Below are 23,571 nucleotides of genomic sequence, written 5' to 3'. Positions count from 1 at the left end.
AAATTAACGGGTTAAAAGAATGATTGTGCTCAGGATCACGGTAGTGAGCGATAACAAAGCGGGCACATCGGGAATGAAACCGGATTTCTTGACCCCTTTGAGCGAAGGCGCTACATACACAATATCATTCTGTTTTAAAAAATAAAAGGGTGAAGTAAAAAAATCTGAACTTGTATAATCAATTTTGGAAACCTTGCGCACGCCGTTTTCTTCCCTGATTACGGTCACTTCCATTCTGCTTCCATCCTCAGAAAAATCTCCTGCCAGCGCAATAGCCTCGGTTAAAGTAACACGTTCATCCTCTATTCTGAAAACGCCCGGGGCTTTCACTTCGCCAATAACCGTTATTTTAAAATTGATGATTCGCACATCCACAACCACATCGGTAATATATTCTGAAAGTTTTGCCTTCAATTCCTGTTCTACCGTGCCCCGGGTTTTGCCCATTACGGCCAAAGTGCCCAAGACGGGAAAGCGGATATTCCCATCGGCATCTACAAGATAGCCTTGCAACTGGATATTGTTTGTTACGGGAGAGCCCTCCGTGCCAATGGTGCGTTTAAAAGGTTTTACAACTTCCTCGTCTATGGAAGAAACGGTAATATATAGAATATCGTTAGGTTCAATGATGGGTTCAAAAGAGGTTTTGATTTCCTGCAAATTTAGATCCTCGGCATCCTGAAAATAGAGTATCTCCTTTTTGGTAGCACAGGAAAACAGCCCTGAGCAGATTAAAAGGAGTATTGCAATTTTATTCATTAGGTTTTTTTTAAGGCTACAAATATAAGGCCTTCGGAAAATATAGTGCGTGTTTTTTATGAGTATCTCGTAGAAACAAGATATGGCCTACACATGCCTTTGCACGTCCAGGATTTCATATTCTGAATTATTGCTCAAAAATTCGGGGATGAGTTCCTTTAGCTTTTTTACGATTTCCTTATCCTTGCCAAATTCAGAAATGGTAACTATTTCCTGTATTTTGATGGATATTTCGGTATAATCGACAGTCGGAACTTTTGACACCATGATTTTTGGATGGTAGGTAGGCAAAGATGTTGAGGAATCGTTCAGCAGTTCCTCATATAGTTTTTCGCCGGGCCTGAGGCCTGTTATTTCAATATCTATGTCTTCATAAGGCTTAAGGCCGGAAAGACGGATCATTCGTTCGGCCATATCGAGGATTTTTATGGGTTTGCCCATATCGAAAACATATATTTCCCCGCCGTTGCCCATTGTTCCGGCCTGAAGCACCAATTGGCAAGCTTCGCTAATGGTCATAAAATACCTAATGATATCCTTATGTGTAACCGTTACGGGGCCACCTGCGGCAATCTGTTTTCTGAAATAAGGAATTACGGAACCGTTGGAACCCAATACATTTCCAAAGCGAGTGGTTATGAAACGCGTATTTATGGATATATGGTCCTGCAAGGATTGCACATACATTTCGGCCGCCCGTTTTGACGCCCCCATCACATTGGTTGGGTTCACGGCCTTATCGGTGGAAATCATTACAAACTTTTCAATATTGTATTTTACGGAAAGATTTGCCAGGTTTATGGTGCCGCCAATGTTTACATAGACCGCTTCGTGTGGGTTTTTTTCAATTAATGGAACGTGTTTGTATGCCGCAGCGTGATAGATCATATTGAACCTGTACTTTGCAAAAAGCATTTCCATACGCTCAAGGTTTCGGATGTCTGCCAGCATTATTGTAAAGTTCAGCCCACTGTGGTTTTGGTTCATGTACAATTCCATCTCGTGAAGGGCAGATTCGGCATTGTCAAGTATTACGATCTTTTTTGGGCTGAAGGCCGCCAACTGTTTTACGATTTCACTGCCTATAGAGCCGGCACCGCCCGTTACCAATATGGTTTTTCCGTGCAAATCGCTTTTGATGAGCTCAATATCCATTGCAATTGGGGTGCGCTCCAGCAAATCCTCAATCTGGATTGGCTTTATTTGGGTTTGGATGTCTTCCTTCCGGTTCCAATGTTCCACGAGCGGCACGTTGAAAATTTCAACCTTATTGGCCAAACAGGCTTCCACAATTTGGTTTTTCTCCTTAATGCTAAGGGATTCGCTCACAATCAAAACCCCGTCTAGGTTGTGCTGCGCCAGAAGTTCCGTAAATTCGTTGGAAGTATTGGTGATGGGTACGGAAAAAACGGGTTTGTTCAGGATTTTCAGATTGTTGTTTATTTGGTTTTCGGTAATGAACCCAACCAGTTTATAGGGAAGATTGGACTCTGTGGTCAGTGCTTTTCCCAGGGAAATGGTCTGGTCGTCCATGCCGAGAATTACTACTCTTTTCTTTAGTTTTCCGGTGCTTATTTCCTTTAAATAATGGTAAGCTTCTTTTACTGCAATTCTGAAAAAAAGCATTAGCGTGAAAGAAAAGAACATATAGAGCAAAATACCCGTAGTCAAGAATATTTTTTGGCCCGAGAATATGAAATAAGCATAATTGAATATGATGGCGGTCAGCGCGGTAAAAAAGGAAGCGGAGGCAACTTTGAAAATATCGGTAAAGGTGGAATGGCGGACAATTCCCGCATAGGTTTTAAACGAATAGAAGAAGAAAACGTTGACTGATATAAGAAACAGCGCCCGCAAAGGTGTTGGCCACACATTGTGGGGCTTTAGGGGCGTACCGTCCAGAATCAAAAACATGGTTGCGAAGGAGGCGATACAAATAAAAATATCCAGTAAAAACACAGCCCAACGGGGTAAATACCGTTGGTCTAAAAGCTTTATTTTTTTGGTCTGCATTATAATATTAGCAAAAAGGGGATAATTTTTATACACGGTTTCGTAAGATTTGGGACTACAAATATACCTCAATTATCGACGAAACGTATTAAAACATCGTTAATCTTAACTTTTTCTTCACTTTTTAAATTTGAACCCGAAGGCAAGCACAATCCAATCCCAAATAGTTTTTCTGAAACCGTTGAACCATAATAGGGTGCATTTTTAAAAACCGGCTGCAGGTGCATCGGTTTCCATAACGGCCGACATTCTATATTATTTTCGGCCATTGCCAATCTGATAGCTTCCGATGAAAAACCACAACTGGTTTTATCAACCAAGATGCAAGATAGCCAATGATTTGAAAAGAAATCAGAAGTGGGCTCCGAAAAAACCTTTACGCCCTCTGTCCTTGCAAAAATCTCGTGATAAAATTGGTTCATTTTTCTTCGCGAGCCTATGTGTTTGTCCAAAACTTCCATTTGTCCTCTGCCTATCCCTGCGGAAATATTGCTGAGCCTGTAATTATAGCCTATTTCAGAATGTTGGTAATGCGGTGCGGCATCGCGCGCCTGGGTGGCCAAGAAGATCGCCTTTTCCTTGTGCTTCAAGTTTCGGGATACCAAAGCGCCGCCTCCCGAAGTGGTAATGATTTTATTACCGTTAAAGGAAAGGATGGAAATATCACCAAAAGTACCACATTTTCGGCCCTTATAACTACTTCCCAATGCTTCGGCGCTATCCTCCACGATTGGAATTTCATACTTTTCGGAAATCTTCTTTATCGCATCAACTTTATAGGGCATTCCGTAAAGGTGGACGGCGATAATGGCTTTTGGTTTTTTCCCTTTGGCAATTCGGTCCTTTATGGCCACTTCCAAATGATCTGGGCAGATGTTCCAGGTTTCGGGCTCGCTATCGACAAAAACTGGGGTTGCGCCTTGATACACAATGGGATTTGCCGAAGCCGAAAAGGTCATACTCTGGCAGAGAACCTCATCGCCTCTTTCCACACCCAATAATATAAGCGCCAAATGTATTGCTGCTGTACCCGAGCTTAATGCTGCAACGTGGGTTCCATTGCCAAGATAACTTTCCAATGATTTCTCAAAACCTTCCACATTTGGGCCCAAGGGCGCTACCCAGTTGGTCTGAAATGCCTCGTTGACAAAAGCCTGCTCAGCGCCGCCCATATGTGGGGAGGAAAGATATATTTTTGAGTCCATTAGCTTGACATTGGGGGAATATAATTAAAAATTTCGTTTACAGTAAAGTCGCATAAAGGGTACCCTTTTTTAATAGGGCAACAACATAATATTTAACATTATTGCGAATCGTTAAGGAGGGCGCAAAGTTAAGAAATATTATGGCGACATTTAATAAATAAGAATATACAAATCTATTCTACCCATCAAATTTAATAAACCGTGCGATACTTCAGCTTTTAGTCTTTGGGTAGCCTTTGGGTAGCCTTTGGGTAGCCTTTGGGTAGCCTTTGAGTAGCTTAAACCTACCTCAACTCCAAGGGAAGCAGCCTGAACGGAGACAAAGACCTTCCGAAAGTAGCAATATTAATTTTGAACCATACATAGAAAAAGCTGGGCTACATTAAAAAGTTATTGAAGAAAAAGTTATTTCGTCAAAAAAAGCCACAAAATCCTCAGGTCCTCCGCAAAAGATCTGTTGTAATAGTACTCCAGATTCATTCGTACTTTGTCGGGAAAGATAATTTCGTCGTTGTATTTTAAGGGATCTGCCTGTTTTTTCAAAAGGGCTTCCTCATTATAATATTTTAAAGCCGCCTTACTGATTAAACCCGGTTTCAGCTCCAATATTTTTCTATCCTCCCCCTCCAATTTATCGTAATACCCGGGAATATCGGGACGTGGGCCCACAAAACTCATTTGCCCAAAAAGGATATTCACCAATTGTGGCAATTCGTCAATTTTCGATTTTCTTAAAAACATTCCAAATTTTGAAATATAGCCTGTTTTATCGTTTATCGTTCTGATTTTAAAGATGTTAAAGGGTTTTCCGTATTGGCCTATTCTTTTTTGAAGAAACGTACCATTTCCAGTATCAAAATAGGCAATAAGGATAAAAAGGAGGATTAACCAACCGAAAAATAAAAGTCCGATGCTGGATAATACAATATCGAACCATCTTTTTAAAGCTTTCACCTATCCATTCGTTTTTATAATTCTTCCCGGATTCCCAACAATTACCGCTCCATCAGGCACGTCTTTGATGACTACTGCGCCAGCACCTATAGTGGCCCATTTACCAATATTAATTTCGGGCAGCACCGAGGCTCCAATCCCAATATGTGTCCCCTCGCCCACTATGACACCTCCTGCCAAACTGGCGTTGGGGGAAATGTGGACAAAATCACCCAATTTACAGTCGTGCTCAATTACAGCACCCGAATTGATTATACAGTGCTCTCCAATAGTGGTGCAAGCATTTATTACAGTTTTTGCCATAACCACAGTGCCATCGCCGATGGAAGACCAAGAAGAAATAGTAGCAGTTCTATGGATTAGAAGCCCAAAATTCTTGGCCAACTTTTCCGTTACTTTCTTTCGATTTTTATTATTTCCAATGGAAACAACCCAAGTTTCATTGGTGCCCCTAAAGTCAGTCAGAAATTTTTGAACAGGAATATGGCAAACTGCTTCCACGCTGGGATTATCGTCATAAATAACTGTGATTTTCTCTCCCATAGATTCAGCTATGTCGATTACGGATTTACAATGCCCGCTGGCTCCAAATAATATCATCACGTTTTATTTTATGTTGCAATCTCCTTTGCGAATATACAGGAAAAAAGCCCTGATTCTCTACTTCTTAAAGGGTTCTGCAGTTGCTTGTCCCGCTTGTGCAATGCCGTCCTTTTTAAAAACCTTTTCAATTGTCTTAAACAGTATTTTCACATCAACCCAAAAAGACTGGTGGGCTACATACCAAATGTCATATTCAAACTTCTGTTCCCAACTTAGAGCGTTCCGTCCGTTTACCTGTGCCCAGCCCGTAATTCCGGGTTTGACGTTATGCCTTTTCCTTTGGACTTCATTATAAAGGGGAAGATATTCCGGCAGTAAGGGTCTCGGTCCCACAAAACTCATATCGCCCTTTAAGACATTTAAAAGTTGTGGCAATTCATCTAAGGAAGTGGAGCGAATAAATTTGCCCATCTTGGTAATCCTTTCGGAATCCGGGAGCGGTTTTCCTTCGCTATTCGTTCTATCATTCATTGTTTTAAATTTGACAATGGTAAAAATACGTTCCTTTTTACCCGGGCGTTTTTGCAAAAAAAAAGGGGAGCCACCATTGGAAAATGCCAAAATTATAGCAACCACAACCATTACTGGAGCCGTTATCAGTATTAAAACCAATGCGCCAAAAAAGTCAAAAAAAGGTTTTAATATGCTTTGGTACATTTTGGAAAATGTTTTTCAAGGCGCAAAATTACGGAAAAGGAATGAGTGGCAGGGCACGATTTTTATTTTAAGGGATTTAGCCCCCGGCCCCTAAAGGGAAGAAACAAAATTTTGCAATGCAGGCACTCTTTAGGGACGGGGCTCAAATATCGGCTGAACCCCCGGCCCCTAAAGGGGAGGAACAAAGTTATTGATGGCTCCCTTTAGGGTTGGGTATGGCACCCTTTAGGGCTGGGGTCAGATGGAAGGGTTTACCCCCGGCCCCTAAAGGGGAGAGACAAAACAGGGCAATATTGATGGCACCCTTTAGGGATGGGGTATGGCTGCTCCCTTAGGAACGGGGTATGGCATCCTTTAGGGATGGGGTCAGATGGAGGGTTTACCCCCGGCCCCCTAAAGGGGAGAGACAAAATACAGCAATAATGATGGCACTCTTTAGGGCCGGGGTATGCACCCTTTAGGGCCGGGGTTGATGCTGGGTGTTATTTATAAAAGATTTTATTTCGGCTAATACCTTTTCGATTTCGTTTTCTACCTCCTCATTCTTGAACCTTATAACTGAAACATTTTGAAAATTCAACAACTCCGTTCGCTCTTTGTCCTTCAGCATTTGTTCTTCTTCATTGTGATATTCTCCATCCAATTCAATTATCAATCCTAATTTATGACAATAAAAATCTGCAATAAATAAATGTATTGGGTGCTGTCTTCTAAACTTAAAACCTTCCATTTGGTTGTTTTTGAGATGTTCCCATAACTTCGTTTCGGCAGGCGTCATTTTATTTCGAAGGATTCTTGCTATGGCAAATATCTTCGGAGGTGCGCCTTTGTGCATACCAATATCCTTATAGTTATTTTTAAAAGAAGACATCTCGTAATATTTAAATAAAAAAATCCTTAATCGATAACCCCTATAAAGATAATAAATTTTGGATTTTTCCTCAACCCCTAAAGGAGGAACAGAATACCCCCGACCCCTAAAGGGGGGAACCACCCTATAGAGATGGAGCTCAAATATCGGCTGAACCCCCGGCCCCTAAAGGGGAGAGACAAAACACAGCAATATTGATGGGCTCCCTTTAGGGCCGGGGTAGGCACCCTTTAGGGATGGGGTCAAATATCGGCTTGACCCCCAGCCCCTAAAGGGGAGTAACAATGTTATTGATGGCTTCTTTTAAGGATGGGGTATGGCACCCTTTAGGGTCGGAGTCAGATGGATGGCTTACCCCCGGCCCCTAAAGGGGAGAGATAAAATACAGCGATATTGATAGCACCCTTTAGGGATGGGGTATGGCTCCCTTTAGGGCCGGGGTATGCTCCCTTTAGGGTCGGGGTATGCTCCCTTTAGGGCCGGGGTATGCTCCCTTTAGGGCCGGGGTCAGATGGAAGGGTTTACCCCTGCCCTCCGAAAAAGCGAGCTATAATCCAGTTTTGACACATTTTCTGTATTCCGCCAACAAAGCCTCCCAAACCTCTTGTCTGTTGTATTTTTCAACAATTATTTGCCGTGATGTAGATTTTAAGGAGGAATATAATGTAGTGTCCATAACCAACAGTTCCATAGCGGCTTTTAATTCTTCCTCATTTTTTGGCGCCACAATTAGGCCATTTACGTGGTGATCTATTATCTCATTGCAACCATTTATATCTGTTACTATAGCCGGCAATCCCATAGCCCCGGCCTGCATAACCACATTGGGGAACCCTTCGCGATAACTTGGAAATACAAGGGCATCCGCAATGGCAAAAAAGGGACGAACGTCGTTTTGATAGCCTGCAGAATAAATACGGGAATGGCTTTCAATGGTTTTTAAGGTAGAGGGCAACAGTGGATCCAAATCATTTTCAAAAGGGCCTACCAATAACAACGAAACCTTATTGTTTAATATGGAAAGCTTTGAAAAAGCAGCAATCAATTCGTTTATTCCTTTGTCCTTAACCAAACGGCCTACAAAGACAAAAAGGAAGTTGTCTTGGGGAATGCCCCATTTAGTCTTTAATAAGGTCTTATCATTATCTGAGTATAAACTTGGGTCAAAATAAGCCGTGTCAATCCCATTAATATTTCCATTGGCCAAAACCTTTAATGGTTTCTTTGTAATGTTATATTTTAATAAATCTTGTTTCACCCCTTGCCCTTCTGGATATATATTAGTTGCAAATACGCATAATATTTTATCCATTGTTATCAATACTTTTTTTAAAATCCCCTTTTTCGTTGGAAATATTAACCCCGTAAAAGTATGAATTCTAATGGGAACCCCTGTAAAATATGCAGCCGTCATAGATAATAGTCCAGCTTTTGGCGTAATGGAGTGCACTATATCTGGCTTTTCTTTCTGAAAGAATCTAATCAATTGAAACAATGAAAGAATATCTTTAACTGGATTAATCTTTCTTTCCATTTCCAGGGCAACAACACGAACTTTTTCTCTTTCTTTAACTTCTTCTAGTGATGGTCCATTTCCAGAAACGGCAGTAACATTAAAAAATTTGTTTAAATAAGCTAATTGTCCGTCGAGCAGTTTTTCGAGGGAAATGGGGACTGTGGTTATGCGGATAAGTTTGGGTTTGGGCATTTTTTAAATCTTTTCTATGATATTAATACAAGGGGCAACAAAAAATATAAAATATAAGAATACTGTATTCCGTAAATGGATTCGGCCCAAAATTTATCGATCGTAATCACAAGCTTGGATGTATATTCTATGATTCGTTTTAAAAGTACCAAGTCGAAAATAAATACGACTACGCGTGTAGAGTATATTTAAAATCCTTCGAACTTTGTAATTTTAGTAAGAATTTCTTCAACTCCATCGTTCATTTTCTTTATATCAAAAATTTGATTTCTGAAATAGAATTTTAAACCTAATCGATCAAAGTGATACAGTATGTGATCATCAATTTTTAAATCTTGAGTTGAAGGGCCTAGATAAACAATATTTGGAGGTTTATCACCTATAGAATAATTTATTTTGAACGCTGACTTTTGTTCAAGCCAATCATCTAGTTTTTCATCATTATGCTCTATAGCATCCCGCAGTGACCTATTCTTTAAAATATGGTTATCCTTTACCGAAAACATTTTTCTTAATCTTTCTCCACGAGATTTGTACTTCTTTCTAATCGGCCAAAAAATTTTAGATACCCTGGCTGTACTGATTAAGAATTCATCTAGTTGTTTTTTCAAAAAAATATGTGGGTTTTCCTCATAAATATCATAACCTTCTAAATGTTTATAGTCGCGTTCCTTTTCAAAATACGCTCTGCGCTTCTGTCTATATTCATTGAAATTAACAATTTCACTATAGGCTTTCATTGCAATTTCGCAATTTTCTTTTAAACTCGAAATGTGAAAAAAATCATTCATAAATTTCTCAAAATATTGTACACAAAAGATTTCTATTACTTTTTTTATAAAGTTATAATCTTAAATACTTATATTTTTTTTGTGTTGCTAAAATCGAGCAGTTTTTCGAGGGAAATGGGGACTGTGGTTATGCGGATAAGTTTGGGTTTCAAAATACTATTTTACACCTTTAAAAATTCTATGATATAAATAACCGGTAAAAGTTGGATGATAATATAGTTTTCCGCTCTCAAAAGATTTTTTTTGATAAACCAATGTGTTGTTTTTAATTTCATTTAAAACCGTTTTCATAGGAGCAATAGAGACACCATACTGATGATAGGGATATGTGGTAAAGTTATCATTCTTTGAAATAGTAATTCTCGCTTGTTTAAGAATTAAACCCGTATCTATCCCTTGGTCCACCTCGTGTATGGTCACTCCGCAATTTTCTATATCTTGTGCTACCAAAGCCCAATAAGCACCATGGACTCCTCTGTAAAATGGAGTAATTCCAACATGGGTATTTATGAATTTTGCTTTTGTGCATTTTAAAACTTTAGTACTTATTATTCTCGTCCCATTTACAATAACTACAGTTGGATCTATATCTTTCAAAAAATTGATAGATTCTTTAGAATTAACAGAAGGTACGTTCATTATTTTATGTTCTGGAATTGGCACGGAAGAAAGGTTGTACTTCATTTTTAATTCCGCTACTCTTTTTTTTGAAAAATATGAAAGTATTTTTGGAATAGTGCTTTGAAAAAGCAATTGATTAAAAACCGAAAAATAACCCAAACGCTTAATCCTCCCTTTGATAAATTTTTTTATATCAACCTTTTCTTCTATAACCACTTTTTCAATATCAAAATCATCCTTTAGTGCATTATATAAAAATGTTGTGCTTTGGCCTTTGCCTGCAAGAATAATAGTCTTCATTACTTAGCTCTTAGTTTTGTGGAAAGCTCTCCCATGGTAATTGATTGGAAACGATAAGTTTTTTTTAAATATTCATAATGATTAAGAACTTTTTCAAGAAACAGTATGTTTTCATTTGTATTTCGTCCAAAGTTATGTGGATGCCACCATAAATGATATACCAAGTTATTTTTTGCAGCATAAGTCATGGCGTTAGTAATACGTTTTAACTTTAACTTTTCTAATGCTTTCAGTTTTTTATTGTAAGGTCTTAAAAATCTACTGGAGGGTATATTATGGGGAAAAGTGCTCTTGATAATAGAATAACTATAGCAATTATATCCCGTTATATTGAAATATCCATCTATCAAGCGAAGCGCTCTTTTAAAGAGGGTCTGTTCCCCTCCTTTCGCTGGTTTATATATGTAATGCTCTTCATTACCACGGTAGCAGGTAAGCCCATTTTTTTCACAGATTTCGATATATTCATGGTTATATTGGTTTCTGGGAAATATTATACTCTTAAATTGTATTCCTTCTCTATCCGCCACCTCTATTGCTTTTTTAAGGTCACTCTCGTACATATCGATCGTCTGCCCAGGTTCCAGACAATAATAATGGCAATAAGTATGGGTTGCCATTTCGTGGGTTTGGTATTCATTTATTAATTGGATAATACTATATCCAAAATGATAAGGGTCGTCCTTTTCGTTCTCACCTACATAATTATTGATATTAACATATGGTGATAGATTTTTATCCTCATAATTGACCTTGGTCTTAGGAAGATTATCCAAGAGCACTTTTTTGTCCTTATTAAACAAAAATCCTACGGTCGCAAATGTTGCATGAATATCATAATAATCAAAAGTTTGCAACATTCGTTTCATCGCGGATTTTACTCCAAGAATGGCATCCCCGTAATCATCTATGGTGCTGTTATCGCGAACGCCCCACATTAATTCAAAATCTAATGAAATAATTAAACTTCCGTGAGTCATAGTAATTCTATCTATTCTAATTCTTTATATAAATTTATATAACTATCCACCATTTTTTCAATGTCAAATTCCTTTGATCTTTCAATGCATTTTTTTGACACATCGGAATAATAGGAGGGATTGTTCACTAATTTCAAAATCTGATCAGCGAGTTCTTTTGAATTGCCTTGAGGGAATAAAAGCCCAGCTCCTTTTACTGCTTCTGTTAATCCCGGTACATCTGATGCTATGAAAGGTTTTCCCGAAGCCATTCCCTCAATACTTGATAATGAAAGACCTTCATAAACTGAAGATAAAACGATTATATCTGATGATTTTAATAATTGGGGAACATCCATTCTAACCCCTAAAAAATTCACTCTATCTTCTAATTTGAGTTGTTCAACTAAGTTTTCACAATCTTTTCTTAATATTCCGTCTCCAACAAGAATTAATTTTATACTTGAAGGTAAATATTTTAGTGCGTTAATCACTGTTTTCTGATCCTTGGGATAGATAAATCTTGAAACTTGTATAATGATTTTTTGATTAGGATCGCTATTTTGAAAAAAATCATTCTCAGAAGCTAAAGCAGTTGAAATTTTTTCTAGGTCTACACCATTTTCAATAATGGAGAATCGTTTATCGTCAAAATTTAAATGTTTTTTTAAATTTTCCCTCACCAATTCTGAAATGGCTATAATTTTTGAGTACTTGCTATAAATAAATTTATCAAAATATTTGCCGAATAAATTTCGTCTTCGGTTAAGAGTACTGTGTTCCGTAAATATAATTTTTGTATTTGCAAATGACAAAGATTTAGCTAATGCTACCCAATACAAAGCTGGAAAAAGATGAACGTGCACCACGTCATACTTTTTAAGAAAAGGAATGATTTTAAACACCAAAAAAGGATTATATACACTTCCTTTTCCGAAAGAATATATCCTTATTTTTTCATTTTTCTTTATAACTGATAAAAGGGGATGCTCGGTACCATCTAATACCAATAAATCAATATTTATCCCCTTTTTTTGATAAAATGGGATTGCATCAAAAAGCAATTTTTCCGCACCACCTGTAATCAGACTATTTGTAAGTTGAAGTACTTTCATTTATTTTATTCTTCCGCTGATGGTTTATATATAAAATACTATATCCAACTATTATTAAAGAAGGAATTATCATATTCTTTTGACGTAGCATGATGCCTAAATTACCCAATATTAAAGCAAAAGCAGCTGCACTTATTAAAAAGTAGATTAAATTGGATTTAATCAAATAATTGGATTTTCGTAATCCCTTAAATGGCTTGTTGAACAGAACTTTTAAAGTAAATACTAAAAGAATACAATTCTCAATAGAGGATAGAATACCTAATGAGTTAGGCGAGTCAAAAAATAAGGGACGATACAAAAATGTAAAAATCTTATAGGGAAAGGGATATCCGCTCGTATCAATCCCAGATCCTGAGTCTGCCTGATTTAAGCCACTGGCCTTTTTTGAAACATAATCTTCTACACTATTGATATCCAACGTTTCCAATTGTATAAAGCCTAAAACATACCGAAAAATTGAAGCGAAACCAATGAGGAGCAAAATAAATAAAATTGCCTTCTGATACCCCTTTAAATTTCCATCTAAAATATAACCAATAGCAAAAGATACAAGTAAGAAAAGAAGAATATGGGGGCGTATTGCAAAAGATAGAAGAATACTTATCAAGAGTATAACCAATCGCTTGCGAATATTTTGAAAAGCATAAAGAAATAAAACAATAGCAGTAAATAAAAGTGTATCCTTACCTATTCCTGATGACCAAAAATGAAAATTTGGAAGAAACCAGATCCAAGGTAATATTGGAATTCCAAATATTCGAATCTCATTAAGAGTGTTTAAGTTGTTGAATAAGTCTTTAATAATCTTAAATAAGTATATAAATCCGATGAAACCGAATAAAGAATAACACATATTCCCAACAAAAAATGATAAGTTTAATGTGTTTGATGGAAAATAATTAATAAGATATATAATTCCTGATGCAGATCCGTTCTTGATTATTTCAAATACTTCGGGTAGTGAAATTTCTTTTGGCACATCCCAGTATGCTATAGCATCAGCCCCATATTCAACAGCGTAGAAATGAAAGGCAACCCCGATAATCATATGATAAAAAAACAGTTTGTTCAGAACACTTTTCTCAAAAGAAGAAAATCCTCCAAACCAATTCTTTAGGTTGAAACCAACCAAAAAAACAATGACCGTTATGCAAATATCCAATACCATCAGCCTCTTGATTCGTTATTAAAGATAGTAGTTAAATCGTTTTGGGTTTGTTCAGAAATATTGAGCTCAGATTTTGTATTGCTGCTTACCAAACGGAAGAGCCGTTGCCTAAAATTTTGACTGAAAATCTTTGAAAAATAATCTTTCAGTCCCAACTGCTTCAATATATAAAACACCTTTTGAAAACGTAGCTGCTTGGTCTCATTGGTCCGTTCTACATTAGCAGCAGTAAATTCATTAATGTTTAAAAATTTTGAAATTACATTTAACGTCCCGGTTTTATTCTTGGTCAAATCCTCAAAATTAACCACCAACACATCCTCAAAGAAAGATTGGTATCTATTAATTGCATTGTTATAAAAACTCATCCCCAAATAACTGTTCCAAGGAAGTGCGCCATTGTTATATTTTACAATTTCGTCCTTAACGAGGGTTTCAAATTCCATTTTTACCCTTCCCAAGCCCTTATCCATATTGTAATGTGAAAACGCTCTTTTGAGCGGCTCGCGCAATAGAATTATTATCTTGGCATTGGGATTGTATTCGTGAATCAATCCAGCAGATTCAGGTGCGTGTAAATATGCGGTACTGGCTTCGGCCCGATACAGATGTGCCTCGGAAGCCAAGGAAAAAAGTTTTTGGTATTGGTCCAATTTTTCCACTTTTGCAATATGCAATGGGGCTGGAAAATCATTTGCAAGGTAATTTTCCAAAGAAAAAAAACGGGATGGCTCGTATAAATTTTTTGGTAAGGAATTTATAAAATAATGCGGTTCCTTAATCGGGCTAAGATATATTTGTGGATGCTGGGAAAGTATTTCTGTGAAAAAGGTAGTGCCCGCCTTCATTGCGCCAACTACAAAAAGATTTGCTTTTTTACTTTCCATCATCTTAAAGAATTGTTGTATTGATTCTTAAATTTTTTCTTATGTAAAGCACCCATAAAACATTCTGCAAAATAAAGATAGCACTAAAGGCAATTGAAGCTCCAACGACATCGTACCCAATGACCAATGGAACACTTGAAAGAAGCATCAGCACCATCATTACAGCAAGACTCTTCGAAAGATACCCTTGATGCCCGGTCATATTCAAAACAATTCCCGCAGAACCCGTAAACGCATTTACCAAATGGCCGAGACACAGTATTACCAAGGGCCAATAGGCAATGCTATATTCCTTTCCATATAAAAAGTCGAGTAAGGGTCTTCCGCCAATCATAAAAACCAACGCCACAGGAAGCGCAAAAACAAATACGATTCGGGTGGTTTTGGTAACGATGCGCTGTAGGTTTTCCATATTTTTTTTCTCAAAGGCCGAAGATATATATGGCGCAATGGCACTGTTCAAACCATCAAGGGTAAACGAAATCAAGGCACTGCTGCGCGTAGCAATTTCAAAAATGGCCACTGCCTCCACACTGCCAAAAATAGCGAGAATATAGGTAAGCGATTTTGATTTGATGACTTCAATACCACTGGTGAGCGTAAACGGGATGGATTCCTTTAACCACTCCCTGCTTTTAAAAACGGGTTGTATGTGTTTTAGGCCGTTCAACAGTTTAATTTTCAGAAAATAATACCCTACAAAAAAGCTGATGACCGTGGCAATCGTTAACAACACCATTGCAGATTGCGGGGAAAGTTTATATCCCAGGAGCGCAAAAAGAACAACGCCCAAAAAGAAGAGAAAATTACGCAGGAACGTATCTGGCAATTGTCCCAAAACCACGTATTTTAATCCCCGCAACGCAGCGGAGCGCAAGGAACCCAAAGCTATAAAAGGCAATCCTATTAAGGCGTAGATAAAGGTTTCCGCAAAAATAAAATCATACTTTTTCCACCAAACAAAATAGCTTGCAAAGGCAATTACATACACCAGCAAACAACTGATTGCCACAAAAATATTTGTTTTAATGAGCAGGCCTTTTATGGAGGCCTTATCATCGTAAACCTGATATTTGGAAATATAGCGCGTGATGAGATTGGGCAGCCCCAAAGAAACGGGCACAGTTAAAACGGTCAAGGTGGTAAAGGCCAAAACGTAAATCCCGAAGTCCTTTACCGATAGTATTCGCGCCAGTAAAATTCCGTTGAGAAAAGCGAACAACGCAGAAAAAAACTTGATTCCCAAACTGCCAATAGCGGAAACCCTGATGTGGGTACTATTAAAGATTTTGCTGATTTTCAAGGCCTAAATTATTTCTCTCGTAAACGTTTTCTTTTTCAAGCCCGCAAAGATACCACGCCCAATTTGGTATTCCTCCATTTATGAATACAAAAATTCCCCAAAAAGGCTTTTTATAGGGAATTTGTTGTCTTTTGTCGAAAAAAATAAGAAAAATTAAACAATCATCCCCGCCGCAACGGTTTCATGCGTAGCATCGTCAATCAACACAAAGCTGCCCGTTATCCGGTTGTCGCGGTATTCGTCCACCATCAACGGCCGTGTGGTGCGGATGCTGATTCGGGCGATGTCGTTCATCTTTAATTCCTTGTCCTCTTCCTCGCGGGCGTAGGTGTTTATGTCAATTTTATAGACTACTTCCTTTATCATCGCCTTTTGCTCGTTGGAAGTATGCACAATGGTATATTTTGCCCGTGGTCGCGCGGGCGCATTGTTGAACCAGCAGAGCATGGCGTCAAATTCCTGGACCGCTGTGGGCTGGTTGTTTTCCTTTACAATCATATCGCCACGGCTTATGTCTATATCATCTTCCAAGGTTATGGCGACGGACATTGGGGCAAAAACTTCTTCCAAAGAGCCGTCCATAGTGTCTATGCTTTTAATTTTTGAAGAAAATCCAGAGGGCAATAATACCACGTCATCGCCCGGCCTAAAGATACCACTGGCAACACGCCCTGCATAGCCCCTGTAATCTATAAAGCCATCGCGCTGGGGGCGCAAAACGGTCTGTACGGGAAAGCGGGCGTCAATCTTATTGATGTCGCTACTGATGTGCATGGTTTCCAAGGTATAAAGCAATGGCGCGCCTTGGTACCAATCCATGTTCGTGGAACGGTTTACCACATTATCGCCATCCAAAGCGCTTATGGGAAGAAACTGAATGTCCTTTACGTATAATTTTGAGGAAAATTCCTCAAATTGGTGGATGATTTTTTCATACACTTCTTCTGAATAATCCACCAGATCCATTTTGTTTATGCAGACAATAACATGCGGAATCTGCAAAAGTGAAGCTATAAAGGCGTGGCGTTTTGTTTGCTCAATCACGCCGTGGCGGGCATCAATCAATATCAACGCCGCGTTGGCCGTGGACGCCCCGGTAACCATATTCCGGGTATATTGAATGTGTCCGGGCGTATCGGCAATGATGAATTTCCGTTTCGGCGTGGTAAAATACCGGTATGCCACATCAATGGTTATGCCCTGTTCCCGTTCGTCGCGCAGTCCGTCAGTGAACAAAGCAAGGTCAACGCCTTCGTGCCCTTTTTTACGGCTTGTATTTTCTACTGCTTCCAGTTGGTCTTCAAAAATGGCCTTGCTGTCGTAAAGCAATCTTCCTATCAACGTGCTTTTGCCGTCGTCCACACTGCCTGCGGTGGTGAACCTTAATAACTGATTCTTGTCAATTTCCATATTATTACTAATTTATCCGAATCTGCACGAATTTATTCGAATTATTACGAATTATTACGAATGGTTCGGATTGGGTTTATTTAAAATTCTTTTATAGGTTAGGGATGACTCTCCAAAATTGATTAGTATTCCCAGTTCAAGGTTTGTCGCCTTCAAATAATTTCTCAATTGTTTAAAAAAAGCCATTGGAACTATACTTACTGCCTTAATCTCTACAATAATTTTTTCATAACATATAAAATCTGCTCTATAGGTTTTACTCAACTTTTCGTCATTATAGAAAATATTTAGCTTAGCTTGCTTACTATAGGGGATGCTCAAATTACGGAACTCCTTTTCCAGCGCTTCTTCATAAACAGCTTCCAAAAAACCGGGACCTAAATTATTGTGTACCTGCATACAAGCACCAATAATTTTATAGCTTTCGTCCTTAAATAATATCTTAGTAGTTTCCATCCCCCAAATTCGGATAAATTCGGATAAATTCGCAATAATTCGGATAAATTCGGATTCCTCAAAAATATCCCTGCCGCTTCCTATCTTCCATAGCCGTCTCGCTGCGTTTGTCGTCACTTCGGTTGCCACGTTCGGTCTGTTTCATTGCGGCTACCTCCGCTACAATTTTTTCCAAAGTGTCCGCATCAGATTCTATTCCACCGGTAATGGTAATATCGCCCAAGGTCCTAAAACGGATTTTCTTGGTTTGTGTTTTTTCGCCTTCCTCCAATTTTAAATGTTCTGAGACTGGTATCCAGGAATCATTTCTCCAGACTACTTCGCGTTGGTGTGCCAAATACAGGGAAGGAATTTTTATATCTTCCCGTTTGATGTAATTCCAAACGTCCATTTCGGTCCAATTGCTTATCGGGAAAGCACGGAAATGTTCGCCCTCAAAATGTTTTCCGTTCAGTAAATTCCATAGCTCCGGACGTTGGTTTTTGGGATCCCACTGCCCAAAATCGTCACGGTGCGAAAAGAAGCGTTCCTTGGCGCGTGCCTTTTCCTCGTCGCGTCTTCCGCCGCCAATGGCGCAATCTATTTTGTTGCTTTCTATGGCATCGAGCAGGGTTGTAATCTGAAGCGCATTTCGGGTAGCGTTTTTTCCCTTTTCCTCTGCAACCCTACCAGTATCAATAGATTCCTGGACTGAACCTACAATTAATTGCACGCCCAATTCTTTTATTAAATCGTCCCTAAACTGAATGGTTTCGGGAAAATTATGGCCCGTATCCACGTGAAGCAGCGGAAACGGGATTTTGGAAGGATAAAATGCCTTTTTCGCCAAATGCGTAACGAGAATGGAATCCTTTCCTCCTGAAAATAGTATCACGGGGTTCTGAAATTGCGCCCACACTTCACGCAGAATATAGATGGCCTCGCTTTCCAGTTCGTCCAAATAATTCAAATAATACTTGCTCATGGTTTTTTTGTTAATTTGTTAATTTGGGATTTGTAAACATCCCCCCAGCCCCCTTCAAAGGGGAGTCATCATCTTTATTTTTTTCTCTTTACTCTTTTTTCAATTTGGGCAACAATCAACGCCACCGCTTCTTCCACAGAAACCATCGTTGTATCAATTTCAACATCCGGCGCCATGGGGGCTTCGTAGGGCGCATTTACCCCGGTGAAGTTTTTTATTTCGCCCGCGCGTGCTTTTGCATAGAGCCCTTTCACATCGCGGCGCTCGCATTCCTCAATGGGCGTGTTGACAAAAACTTCCACAAAATTTCCATAACCCACGATGCGCTTCACATTTTCACGGTCTATGCGGTAAGGGGATACAAAGGAAGCTATCACGACCAAACCGGCGTCCATCATCAAATTGGCAACTTCAGCAATACGGCGGATGTTTTCGGTCCTGTCCTCCGGGGAAAAGGAAAGATTGTTGTTCAGTCCTTTTCGCACATTGTCGCCATCCAATAAATAGGTGTGGATATTTCTTTCAAACAACGTTTTTTCAAGAGCGTTTGCGATCGTGGATTTTCCCGAACCGGAAAGGCCCGTAAACCAAACCAACAATGGTTTGTGCTTCTTTAAAATGCTCCGTTGCTGTTGCGCAATGCTGAAATTATGCGGAATTACGTTTTCTTCCATAAAAAACCTATTTTCTGTTCGGCAGCCCAAAATTAGTGCGATACCAAACGCGTTCGTGAAGATAGTATAAAATCATTTTTGTTAAAAGTTCAGACAGGCCTATCTTAAGCCCCGTGAGTGGGTTTCCGGTAATCAGCCACGAGAGAAACATGGTGTCCAAGGTTCCAACCCCGCGCCAAGTGATGGTTTTGGCTATGTGCCGTTTTCGGCTTTCACGGATGATGCCATTTTCCGAAAGATTGATCTTGAACCATACCCTTTCGTGAAAATAGTACAAAATCATTTTGGTAACCACTTCGGCCAAGCCTATTTTAAGTCCCGTCCAGGGATTGCCCGTGATAAGCCAGGACAATAAAATGGTGTCCAGCGTACCAACGATCCGCCACGTGATTGTCTTCGCTATATGTCTTTTTCGGGATTGGTCGTTCATTGTACTTTTGCCACAAAATAATTGTTCAGCAAATTGGGTTTGTTGTATTGCATCGGTTTTCCCGTAGTCTGATCGATTACGGCTACCCCGGCCGCATTGCAAATGGCATGGCCGGCCGCGGTATCCCATTCCATCGTAGGGGCGTAGCGCGGATAGATATGCGCCAACCCTTCCGCTACCAAACAAAATTTAAGGGAGCTGCCTTTTGAAACGATTTCCACCTTATTTCCTTTTTCAATTTCTGAGATGAAATTTTTGGTATCCTCGTTCAAATGCGAACGGCTGCCAACAATTTTCACTGCGGAAGTAATTGCGGAGGGCCCGATGGTCACGGCTTTTTCTATTATTTCTTCCACGGAAATCGCTTCCGGGGAAACAACTATTTTTTTTGAAACGTTTCCGTCTTTGGCAGTAAAGTAAAGTTCTTTTGAAACAGGTACGTAAATCACGCCAAGAACCGGCTTGCCGTTGTCAACGAGCGCGATGTTCACTGTAAATTCGCCATTGCGTTTTATAAATTCCTTGGTGCCGTCCAGCGGATCCACGATCCAGCAGCGGGTCCAATCTTTCCGCTCGGAAAATTCCAGTTGGCGGTTTTCTTCGCTGATAATTGGAATTCCTGTGGTTTTAAGATACCGGTTTATAACGGCATTGGCATTTTTGTCTGCCTGGGTCAACGGGGAGTTATCATCCTTGGTCTCCACGTTAAAATTGGTCTCGTAAACTTTAAGTATTTCCGCGCCGGCTTCCAAAGCAGCTTTTATTGCAGTTGCTAAAAGGGTTTGCATAAGTAGGTTTTGTTTCGGGCGGCAAGGTACAATAAATAGAAGAAAAGCCCTATCGGATTGTTTTTGAGTTTTAAAGTTTGGCCATAAATTAACAATCGTTAAATAAAGGCTAAATCCTCTTTTATAATTGCCCTTCCACGGGCTAATGGCTATCTTTGGGGAAACCTTTAAAAAACAACTATTATGGGCTATTTAAACCTCGATAAAAAGAAAACCGCCACCACGGCAAAAGAGCTAAACGTATTGCTCGCAGATTATCATTTGTACTATCAAAAACTGCGCAATTTCCATTGGAACGTAGTGGGGAAAAATTTCTTCGAACTTCACGATAAGTTTGAGGAAATGTACGATGATGCAAAGCTGAAGGTAGATGAAATTGCCGAACGTATCTTAACCCTCCGCTTCCAGCCTACCAGCAATTTTACCGACTATCTGAAAATGGGCAACATCAAGGAATCTTCAGAGGACACCAAGGATGTTGAAATGATAAAAATACTGCTCGACGACCATGGGAAGCTGCTAAAGCAAATGCGCATAGTTGTTGAAACGGCCGATAAAGCGGATGACGAAGGAACTATCGATATGATTGGCGGTTTCATTGGCCACATTGAAAAAGTAAGCTGGATGCTGGATGCGTGGTCTATGAAGGCTACCGATAACCATCCGGAGGCTTAGTTAGGCGTTAGGCGTTAGGCGTTAGGCGTTAGGCGTTAGGCGTTAGGCGTTAGGCGTTAGGCGTTAGGCGTTAGGCGAAGAAAAAAAGGAAAACTGGAAGACATTGGAATATATTCAATCTTTTCCGGTTTTTTTTGTGCGCGATTCATTTTTCCATATGCTGAAAAGATATGTTAATAAAAAATGCGGTCAGAACGTACATTCAGGGAATAAACTGCTACTTTTGCTCAAATTTTAAAAAAAACAAATTTATGAGACTGATTTTTGCTTCACTACTCGCAATTTCACTAATATCCTGCAATAAAGAAACCGACACATACACTCTTGAAGGAGAAGCTATTGGATTTGCCGATGGCACTGAAGTTTATGTTTTCACTTTTGAAAACAACCAACCAAAACCAATTGACACTATAAAAATCACTCAAGGGAAGTTTTCTGCAACCTATCCAAAAAGCGATACTACTCCCCTAAATTTTTTAAGGATCAATGAGGCAAATGCTTCTATTTTGTTTTTTCCCGAAAATGAAAATATGCAGGCCAAGATTTATAAAGACAGTATAAAGGCATCGCGCATCACTGGAGGAAAGCAAAATGCGGCATATAACAGTTTTGTTGATAAGATGGATTCCTTCAATGCAAGGAAACAAGAGCGTATGGAGCAATTCCGCGCTGCAAATGAGGCAAATGATACTGCTGCAATTGCTAAAATTCAAAGTGATAACTTAAACTTGATAGGCGAAGAAACCGAATATAAGAAACAGTTTTTAAACGAGCACAATAACACGCTATTCTCGGTAATGCTTATCTCTGATATGGCAGGCAGAAAAGAAATCACTCCGGCCGAAGCTTCAGCGTTTGTTGAAAAATTGGATCCAAAGGTAGCCTCTTCACAATTGGCGCAGGATTTAAAAACCAATCTAGACTCCTTGAAAAAGGCCGATGTGGGCAGTGCGGCTCCAGATTTTAGTGCGCCAACCCCAACTGGCGAAACGATGTCTTTAAAAGATGCAATGGGCAAATACACCATTATTGATTTTTGGGCCTCTTGGTGCAAACCGTGTAGAATTGAAAATCCAAATGTGGTGAATGTTTACAACAAGTATCACGATAAAGGGCTGAACATTATTAGCGTTTCCTTGGACAAAGCAGAACAAAAAGACAAATGGATCCAGGCGATAAAAGATGACAAAATGGATTGGTACCACGTTTCAAATCTTGAATTTTGGCAGGATCCGATTGCAAAACAATATAATGTGCGGTCCATCCCCGCAACCTTCCTTCTTGATGAGAATGGAATGATCATTGACAAAGACCTTCGCGGTGCAGCCTTGGAAGCAAAAATTGCTACACTTTTAGGCGGGGAATAGTTTTTAGATAAAATTTACAGCAAATATAAAAGCCGCCTATGTTTCTACAAAGGCGGCTTTTCAATATTGTATTTTTTAGGATCAATGCTTCAATACCCGTTTGGTCAGGCTTCCCGCTTCGGTGTTTATCTTCACGAAGTAAGTGGCCGACTGCAGGCCTGAAAGATCAAGTGAATAGTGCGTGCTGTTGTACTCCACGTCCATCAATCTTCTGCCGCGGAAGTCGTAAACCTCCACCGAGTTGACCACGGTCCTGGGCGAAACGATCACGATGTTGCCATTGGTCGGGTTCGGCACGACNATGGAAATCGTGAACTCCTGGTTCTCCTCTATCTGGCTCACGAAGCCCAAGGGAACTTCCTGCTCTGCGTTGAACGCGCTCCTTCCCTGGATCGCCAACTCCTCGCCGGTATTTAGTTTGGAATAGAGGCTCACCGGGGTTGCCAATCGCTTTGCATCGTATTTGGCATCGTAGCCATCCGTGGACTCTTCCGAAAAGCTGATCAACATCGTGCTGCTAAGCCCATAGGTCTCGTTGCTTACGTTCAGCCACATACGGTCCTTTGGGGCACTGGGCCTTCTGTAGGTGTCATTGTTATCGGTAACGCGCATATAGTTCTTGAATGTTGCGGTCCCGGCGGCCGTGGCCTTAAAGCCAAAGCCCTGTCCCGAAGAAATATAGCCATTGGGCGTGGTGGATGTGCCGGGGTCATTGGCGGCGGGCACCCCGCCAGAGCTGTTGTACATGGAGATATCCCCCATATCGAAATTGTTCACCTTATATCCCGGATAGCTGGAACTGGCGGCGGTCAAATGCTCCCAGAAATAGACGGCATCGATCATGCTGTTGTCCACATCGCCCATAAATAGATCCGCATCGATCGCGGAGG

25 protein-coding genes are annotated in these 23,571 nt (G+C 39.8%); 3 read left to right on the top strand and 22 right to left on the bottom strand.

From position 1 onward, the window contains the following. Nucleotides 1–3 precede the first annotated feature (3 nt). The 6 genes from POV26_RS04390 to POV26_RS04365 form a co-directional block, all read right to left on the bottom strand. Nucleotides 4–759 (bottom strand): polysaccharide biosynthesis/export family protein, encoded by a 756-nt coding sequence (locus tag POV26_RS04390; protein ID WP_272855257.1) that lies wholly within the window; start codon nucleotides 757–759, stop codon nucleotides 4–6. An 87-nt stretch (nucleotides 760–846) separates the two neighbouring features. Further along, a complete protein-coding gene (locus POV26_RS04385; RefSeq protein WP_272855256.1) occupies nucleotides 847–2,772 on the bottom strand; it encodes a polysaccharide biosynthesis protein in 1,926 nt (641 codons plus the stop codon). 68 nt (nucleotides 2,773–2,840) lie between these two features. Then, nucleotides 2,841–3,977, bottom strand: a complete 1,137-nt coding sequence (locus POV26_RS04380) for a DegT/DnrJ/EryC1/StrS family aminotransferase (protein WP_272855255.1) — start codon at nucleotides 3,975–3,977, stop codon at nucleotides 2,841–2,843. A gap of 405 nt (nucleotides 3,978–4,382) precedes the next feature. Beyond that, on the bottom strand, nucleotides 4,383–4,931 hold the full coding sequence (locus POV26_RS04375; protein WP_272855254.1) for a sugar transferase: 549 nt from the start codon (nucleotides 4,929–4,931) through the stop codon (nucleotides 4,383–4,385). Continuing rightward, nucleotides 4,932–5,531: an acetyltransferase gene (locus POV26_RS04370; RefSeq protein ID WP_272855253.1), complete on the bottom strand. Its 600-nt coding sequence runs from the start codon at nucleotides 5,529–5,531 to the stop codon at nucleotides 4,932–4,934. A gap of 60 nt (nucleotides 5,532–5,591) precedes the next feature. After that, nucleotides 5,592–6,146 carry a sugar transferase gene (locus tag POV26_RS04365; protein ID WP_272855290.1) on the bottom strand — a complete coding sequence of 185 codons (555 nt, stop codon included), beginning with the start codon at nucleotides 6,144–6,146 and terminating at the stop codon, nucleotides 5,592–5,594. Here POV26_RS04365 and POV26_RS04360 point away from each other — a divergent pair. Continuing rightward, nucleotides 6,082–6,285 (top strand): hypothetical protein, encoded by a 204-nt coding sequence (locus POV26_RS04360; protein ID WP_272855292.1) that lies wholly within the window; start codon nucleotides 6,082–6,084, stop codon nucleotides 6,283–6,285. The two genes, POV26_RS04365 and POV26_RS04360, sit on opposite strands and share 65 nt — an antisense overlap. A 363-nt stretch (nucleotides 6,286–6,648) precedes the next feature. Here POV26_RS04360 and POV26_RS04355 read toward each other — a convergent pair whose 3' ends face one another. The 15 genes from POV26_RS04355 to cysQ all read right to left on the bottom strand — a co-directional run bounded on the left by POV26_RS04355 (nucleotide 6,649) and on the right by cysQ (nucleotide 20,639). After that, nucleotides 6,649–7,062: an endonuclease domain-containing protein gene (locus POV26_RS04355; protein WP_272855252.1), complete on the bottom strand. Its 414-nt coding sequence runs from the start codon at nucleotides 7,060–7,062 to the stop codon at nucleotides 6,649–6,651. Nucleotides 7,063–7,609: 547 nt separating this feature from the next. Next, the gene (locus POV26_RS04350; RefSeq protein ID WP_272855251.1) at nucleotides 7,610–8,770 is read right to left on the bottom strand and encodes a glycosyltransferase family 4 protein; all 1,161 of its coding nucleotides are present in this window, start codon (nucleotides 8,768–8,770) and stop codon (nucleotides 7,610–7,612) included. Nucleotides 8,771–8,958: 188 nt separating this feature from the next. Beyond that, complete coding sequence (locus POV26_RS04345; protein WP_272855250.1) at nucleotides 8,959–9,561, bottom strand: hypothetical protein; 603 nt, start codon at nucleotides 9,559–9,561, stop codon at nucleotides 8,959–8,961. Nucleotides 9,562–9,717: 156 nt separating this feature from the next. Further along, nucleotides 9,718–10,482 carry a formyl transferase gene (locus tag POV26_RS04340; RefSeq protein ID WP_272855249.1) on the bottom strand — a complete coding sequence of 255 codons (765 nt, stop codon included), beginning with the start codon at nucleotides 10,480–10,482 and terminating at the stop codon, nucleotides 9,718–9,720. Next, nucleotides 10,482–11,462 (bottom strand): polysaccharide deacetylase family protein, encoded by a 981-nt coding sequence (locus tag POV26_RS04335; protein WP_272855248.1) that lies wholly within the window; start codon nucleotides 11,460–11,462, stop codon nucleotides 10,482–10,484. Before POV26_RS04335 ends, POV26_RS04340 begins: the two co-directional genes overlap by 1 nt. A gap of 11 nt (nucleotides 11,463–11,473) precedes the next feature. Continuing rightward, nucleotides 11,474–12,556: a glycosyltransferase family 4 protein gene (locus tag POV26_RS04330; RefSeq protein WP_272855247.1), complete on the bottom strand. Its 1,083-nt coding sequence runs from the start codon at nucleotides 12,554–12,556 to the stop codon at nucleotides 11,474–11,476. Beyond that, entirely contained in the window at nucleotides 12,531–13,727 is a 1,197-nt protein-coding gene (locus POV26_RS04325; protein WP_272855246.1) for a hypothetical protein, read from the bottom strand. The genes POV26_RS04330 and POV26_RS04325 overlap by 26 nt, the downstream gene beginning before the upstream one ends. After that, nucleotides 13,727–14,617 carry a sulfotransferase family protein gene (locus POV26_RS04320; RefSeq protein ID WP_272855245.1) on the bottom strand — a complete coding sequence of 297 codons (891 nt, stop codon included), beginning with the start codon at nucleotides 14,615–14,617 and terminating at the stop codon, nucleotides 13,727–13,729. The genes POV26_RS04325 and POV26_RS04320 overlap by 1 nt, the downstream gene beginning before the upstream one ends. Nucleotide 14,618: 1 nt before the next feature. After that, nucleotides 14,619–15,917, bottom strand: coding sequence for an oligosaccharide flippase family protein (locus tag POV26_RS04315; RefSeq protein WP_272855244.1), 1,299 nt, complete (start codon nucleotides 15,915–15,917; stop codon nucleotides 14,619–14,621). Nucleotides 15,918–16,070: 153 nt separating this feature from the next. After that, complete coding sequence (locus POV26_RS04310) at nucleotides 16,071–17,327, bottom strand: sulfate adenylyltransferase subunit 1 (RefSeq protein WP_272855243.1); 1,257 nt, start codon at nucleotides 17,325–17,327, stop codon at nucleotides 16,071–16,073. A 54-nt stretch (nucleotides 17,328–17,381) separates the two neighbouring features. Continuing rightward, on the bottom strand, nucleotides 17,382–17,783 hold the full coding sequence (locus POV26_RS04305; protein WP_272855242.1) for a GxxExxY protein: 402 nt from the start codon (nucleotides 17,781–17,783) through the stop codon (nucleotides 17,382–17,384). A gap of 58 nt (nucleotides 17,784–17,841) precedes the next feature. Next, a complete protein-coding gene (cysD, locus tag POV26_RS04300; RefSeq protein WP_272855241.1) occupies nucleotides 17,842–18,747 on the bottom strand; it encodes a sulfate adenylyltransferase subunit CysD in 906 nt (301 codons plus the stop codon). 74 nt (nucleotides 18,748–18,821) lie between these two features. Next, nucleotides 18,822–19,421 (bottom strand): adenylyl-sulfate kinase, encoded by a 600-nt coding sequence (cysC, locus tag POV26_RS04295; protein ID WP_272855240.1) that lies wholly within the window; start codon nucleotides 19,419–19,421, stop codon nucleotides 18,822–18,824. 7 nt (nucleotides 19,422–19,428) lie between these two features. Beyond that, nucleotides 19,429–19,851: a DUF2061 domain-containing protein gene (locus tag POV26_RS04290; protein ID WP_272855239.1), complete on the bottom strand. Its 423-nt coding sequence runs from the start codon at nucleotides 19,849–19,851 to the stop codon at nucleotides 19,429–19,431. Next, nucleotides 19,848–20,639: a 3'(2'),5'-bisphosphate nucleotidase CysQ gene (gene cysQ, locus POV26_RS04285; RefSeq protein WP_272855238.1), complete on the bottom strand. Its 792-nt coding sequence runs from the start codon at nucleotides 20,637–20,639 to the stop codon at nucleotides 19,848–19,850. The genes POV26_RS04290 and cysQ overlap by 4 nt, the downstream gene beginning before the upstream one ends. Before the next feature lie 183 nt (nucleotides 20,640–20,822). Between cysQ and POV26_RS04280 the strand changes: the two genes are divergently transcribed. Both POV26_RS04280 and POV26_RS04275 read left to right on the top strand, forming a co-directional pair. Next, nucleotides 20,823–21,314 carry a Dps family protein gene (locus POV26_RS04280; protein WP_272855237.1) on the top strand — a complete coding sequence of 164 codons (492 nt, stop codon included), beginning with the start codon at nucleotides 20,823–20,825 and terminating at the stop codon, nucleotides 21,312–21,314. A 251-nt stretch (nucleotides 21,315–21,565) separates the two neighbouring features. After that, complete coding sequence (locus POV26_RS04275; protein WP_272855236.1) at nucleotides 21,566–22,681, top strand: TlpA disulfide reductase family protein; 1,116 nt, start codon at nucleotides 21,566–21,568, stop codon at nucleotides 22,679–22,681. Between the two features lie 81 nt (nucleotides 22,682–22,762). On the opposite strand, the gene POV26_RS15420 is transcribed toward POV26_RS04275, so the two are convergent. Further along, nucleotides 22,763–23,191 (bottom strand): T9SS type A sorting domain-containing protein, encoded by a 429-nt coding sequence (locus POV26_RS15420; protein ID WP_473087623.1) that lies wholly within the window; start codon nucleotides 23,189–23,191, stop codon nucleotides 22,763–22,765. Nucleotides 23,192–23,571: the final 380 nt, after the last annotated feature.

This window comes from Aequorivita todarodis, assembly GCF_028561335.1.
Taxonomy (GTDB): Bacteria; Bacteroidota; Bacteroidia; order Flavobacteriales; family Flavobacteriaceae; genus Aequorivita; species Aequorivita todarodis.
The sequence above is the reverse complement of the archived record's forward strand: the minus strand, read 5'-3'. Positions and strand labels throughout refer to the sequence as shown.

Bases quoted from the DNA above. Each gene is read 5' to 3' on its own strand.
- POV26_RS04390 (WP_272855257.1), bottom strand. From the start codon at position 759: ATGAATAAAATTGCAATACTCCTTTTAATCTGCTCAGGGCTGTTTTCC.
- POV26_RS04385 (WP_272855256.1), bottom strand. From the start codon at position 2,772: ATGCAGACCAAAAAAATAAAGCTTTTAGACCAACGGTATTTACCCCGT.
- POV26_RS04380 (WP_272855255.1), bottom strand. From the start codon at position 3,977: ATGGACTCAAAAATATATCTTTCCTCCCCACATATGGGCGGCGCTGAG.
- POV26_RS04370 (WP_272855253.1), bottom strand. From the start codon at position 5,531: ATGATATTATTTGGAGCCAGCGGGCATTGTAAATCCGTAATCGACATA.
- POV26_RS04355 (WP_272855252.1), bottom strand. From the start codon at position 7,062: ATGTCTTCTTTTAAAAATAACTATAAGGATATTGGTATGCACAAAGGC.
- POV26_RS04350 (WP_272855251.1), bottom strand. From the start codon at position 8,770: ATGCCCAAACCCAAACTTATCCGCATAACCACAGTCCCCATTTCCCTC.
- POV26_RS04345 (WP_272855250.1), bottom strand. From the start codon at position 9,561: ATGAATGATTTTTTTCACATTTCGAGTTTAAAAGAAAATTGCGAAATT.
- POV26_RS04340 (WP_272855249.1), bottom strand. From the start codon at position 10,482: ATGAAGACTATTATTCTTGCAGGCAAAGGCCAAAGCACAACATTTTTA.
- POV26_RS04335 (WP_272855248.1), bottom strand. From the start codon at position 11,462: ATGACTCACGGAAGTTTAATTATTTCATTAGATTTTGAATTAATGTGG.
- POV26_RS04330 (WP_272855247.1), bottom strand. From the start codon at position 12,556: ATGAAAGTACTTCAACTTACAAATAGTCTGATTACAGGTGGTGCGGAA.
- POV26_RS04325 (WP_272855246.1), bottom strand. From the start codon at position 13,727: ATGGTATTGGATATTTGCATAACGGTCATTGTTTTTTTGGTTGGTTTC.
- POV26_RS04320 (WP_272855245.1), bottom strand. From the start codon at position 14,617: ATGATGGAAAGTAAAAAAGCAAATCTTTTTGTAGTTGGCGCAATGAAG.
- POV26_RS04310 (WP_272855243.1), bottom strand. From the start codon at position 17,327: ATGGAAATTGACAAGAATCAGTTATTAAGGTTCACCACCGCAGGCAGT.
- POV26_RS04305 (WP_272855242.1), bottom strand. From the start codon at position 17,783: ATGGAAACTACTAAGATATTATTTAAGGACGAAAGCTATAAAATTATT.
- cysD (WP_272855241.1), bottom strand. From the start codon at position 18,747: ATGAGCAAGTATTATTTGAATTATTTGGACGAACTGGAAAGCGAGGCC.
- cysC (WP_272855240.1), bottom strand. From the start codon at position 19,421: ATGGAAGAAAACGTAATTCCGCATAATTTCAGCATTGCGCAACAGCAA.
- POV26_RS04290 (WP_272855239.1), bottom strand. From the start codon at position 19,851: ATGAACGACCAATCCCGAAAAAGACATATAGCGAAGACAATCACGTGG.
- cysQ (WP_272855238.1), bottom strand. From the start codon at position 20,639: ATGCAAACCCTTTTAGCAACTGCAATAAAAGCTGCTTTGGAAGCCGGC.
- POV26_RS04280 (WP_272855237.1), top strand. From the start codon at position 20,823: ATGGGCTATTTAAACCTCGATAAAAAGAAAACCGCCACCACGGCAAAA.
- POV26_RS04275 (WP_272855236.1), top strand. From the start codon at position 21,566: ATGAGACTGATTTTTGCTTCACTACTCGCAATTTCACTAATATCCTGC.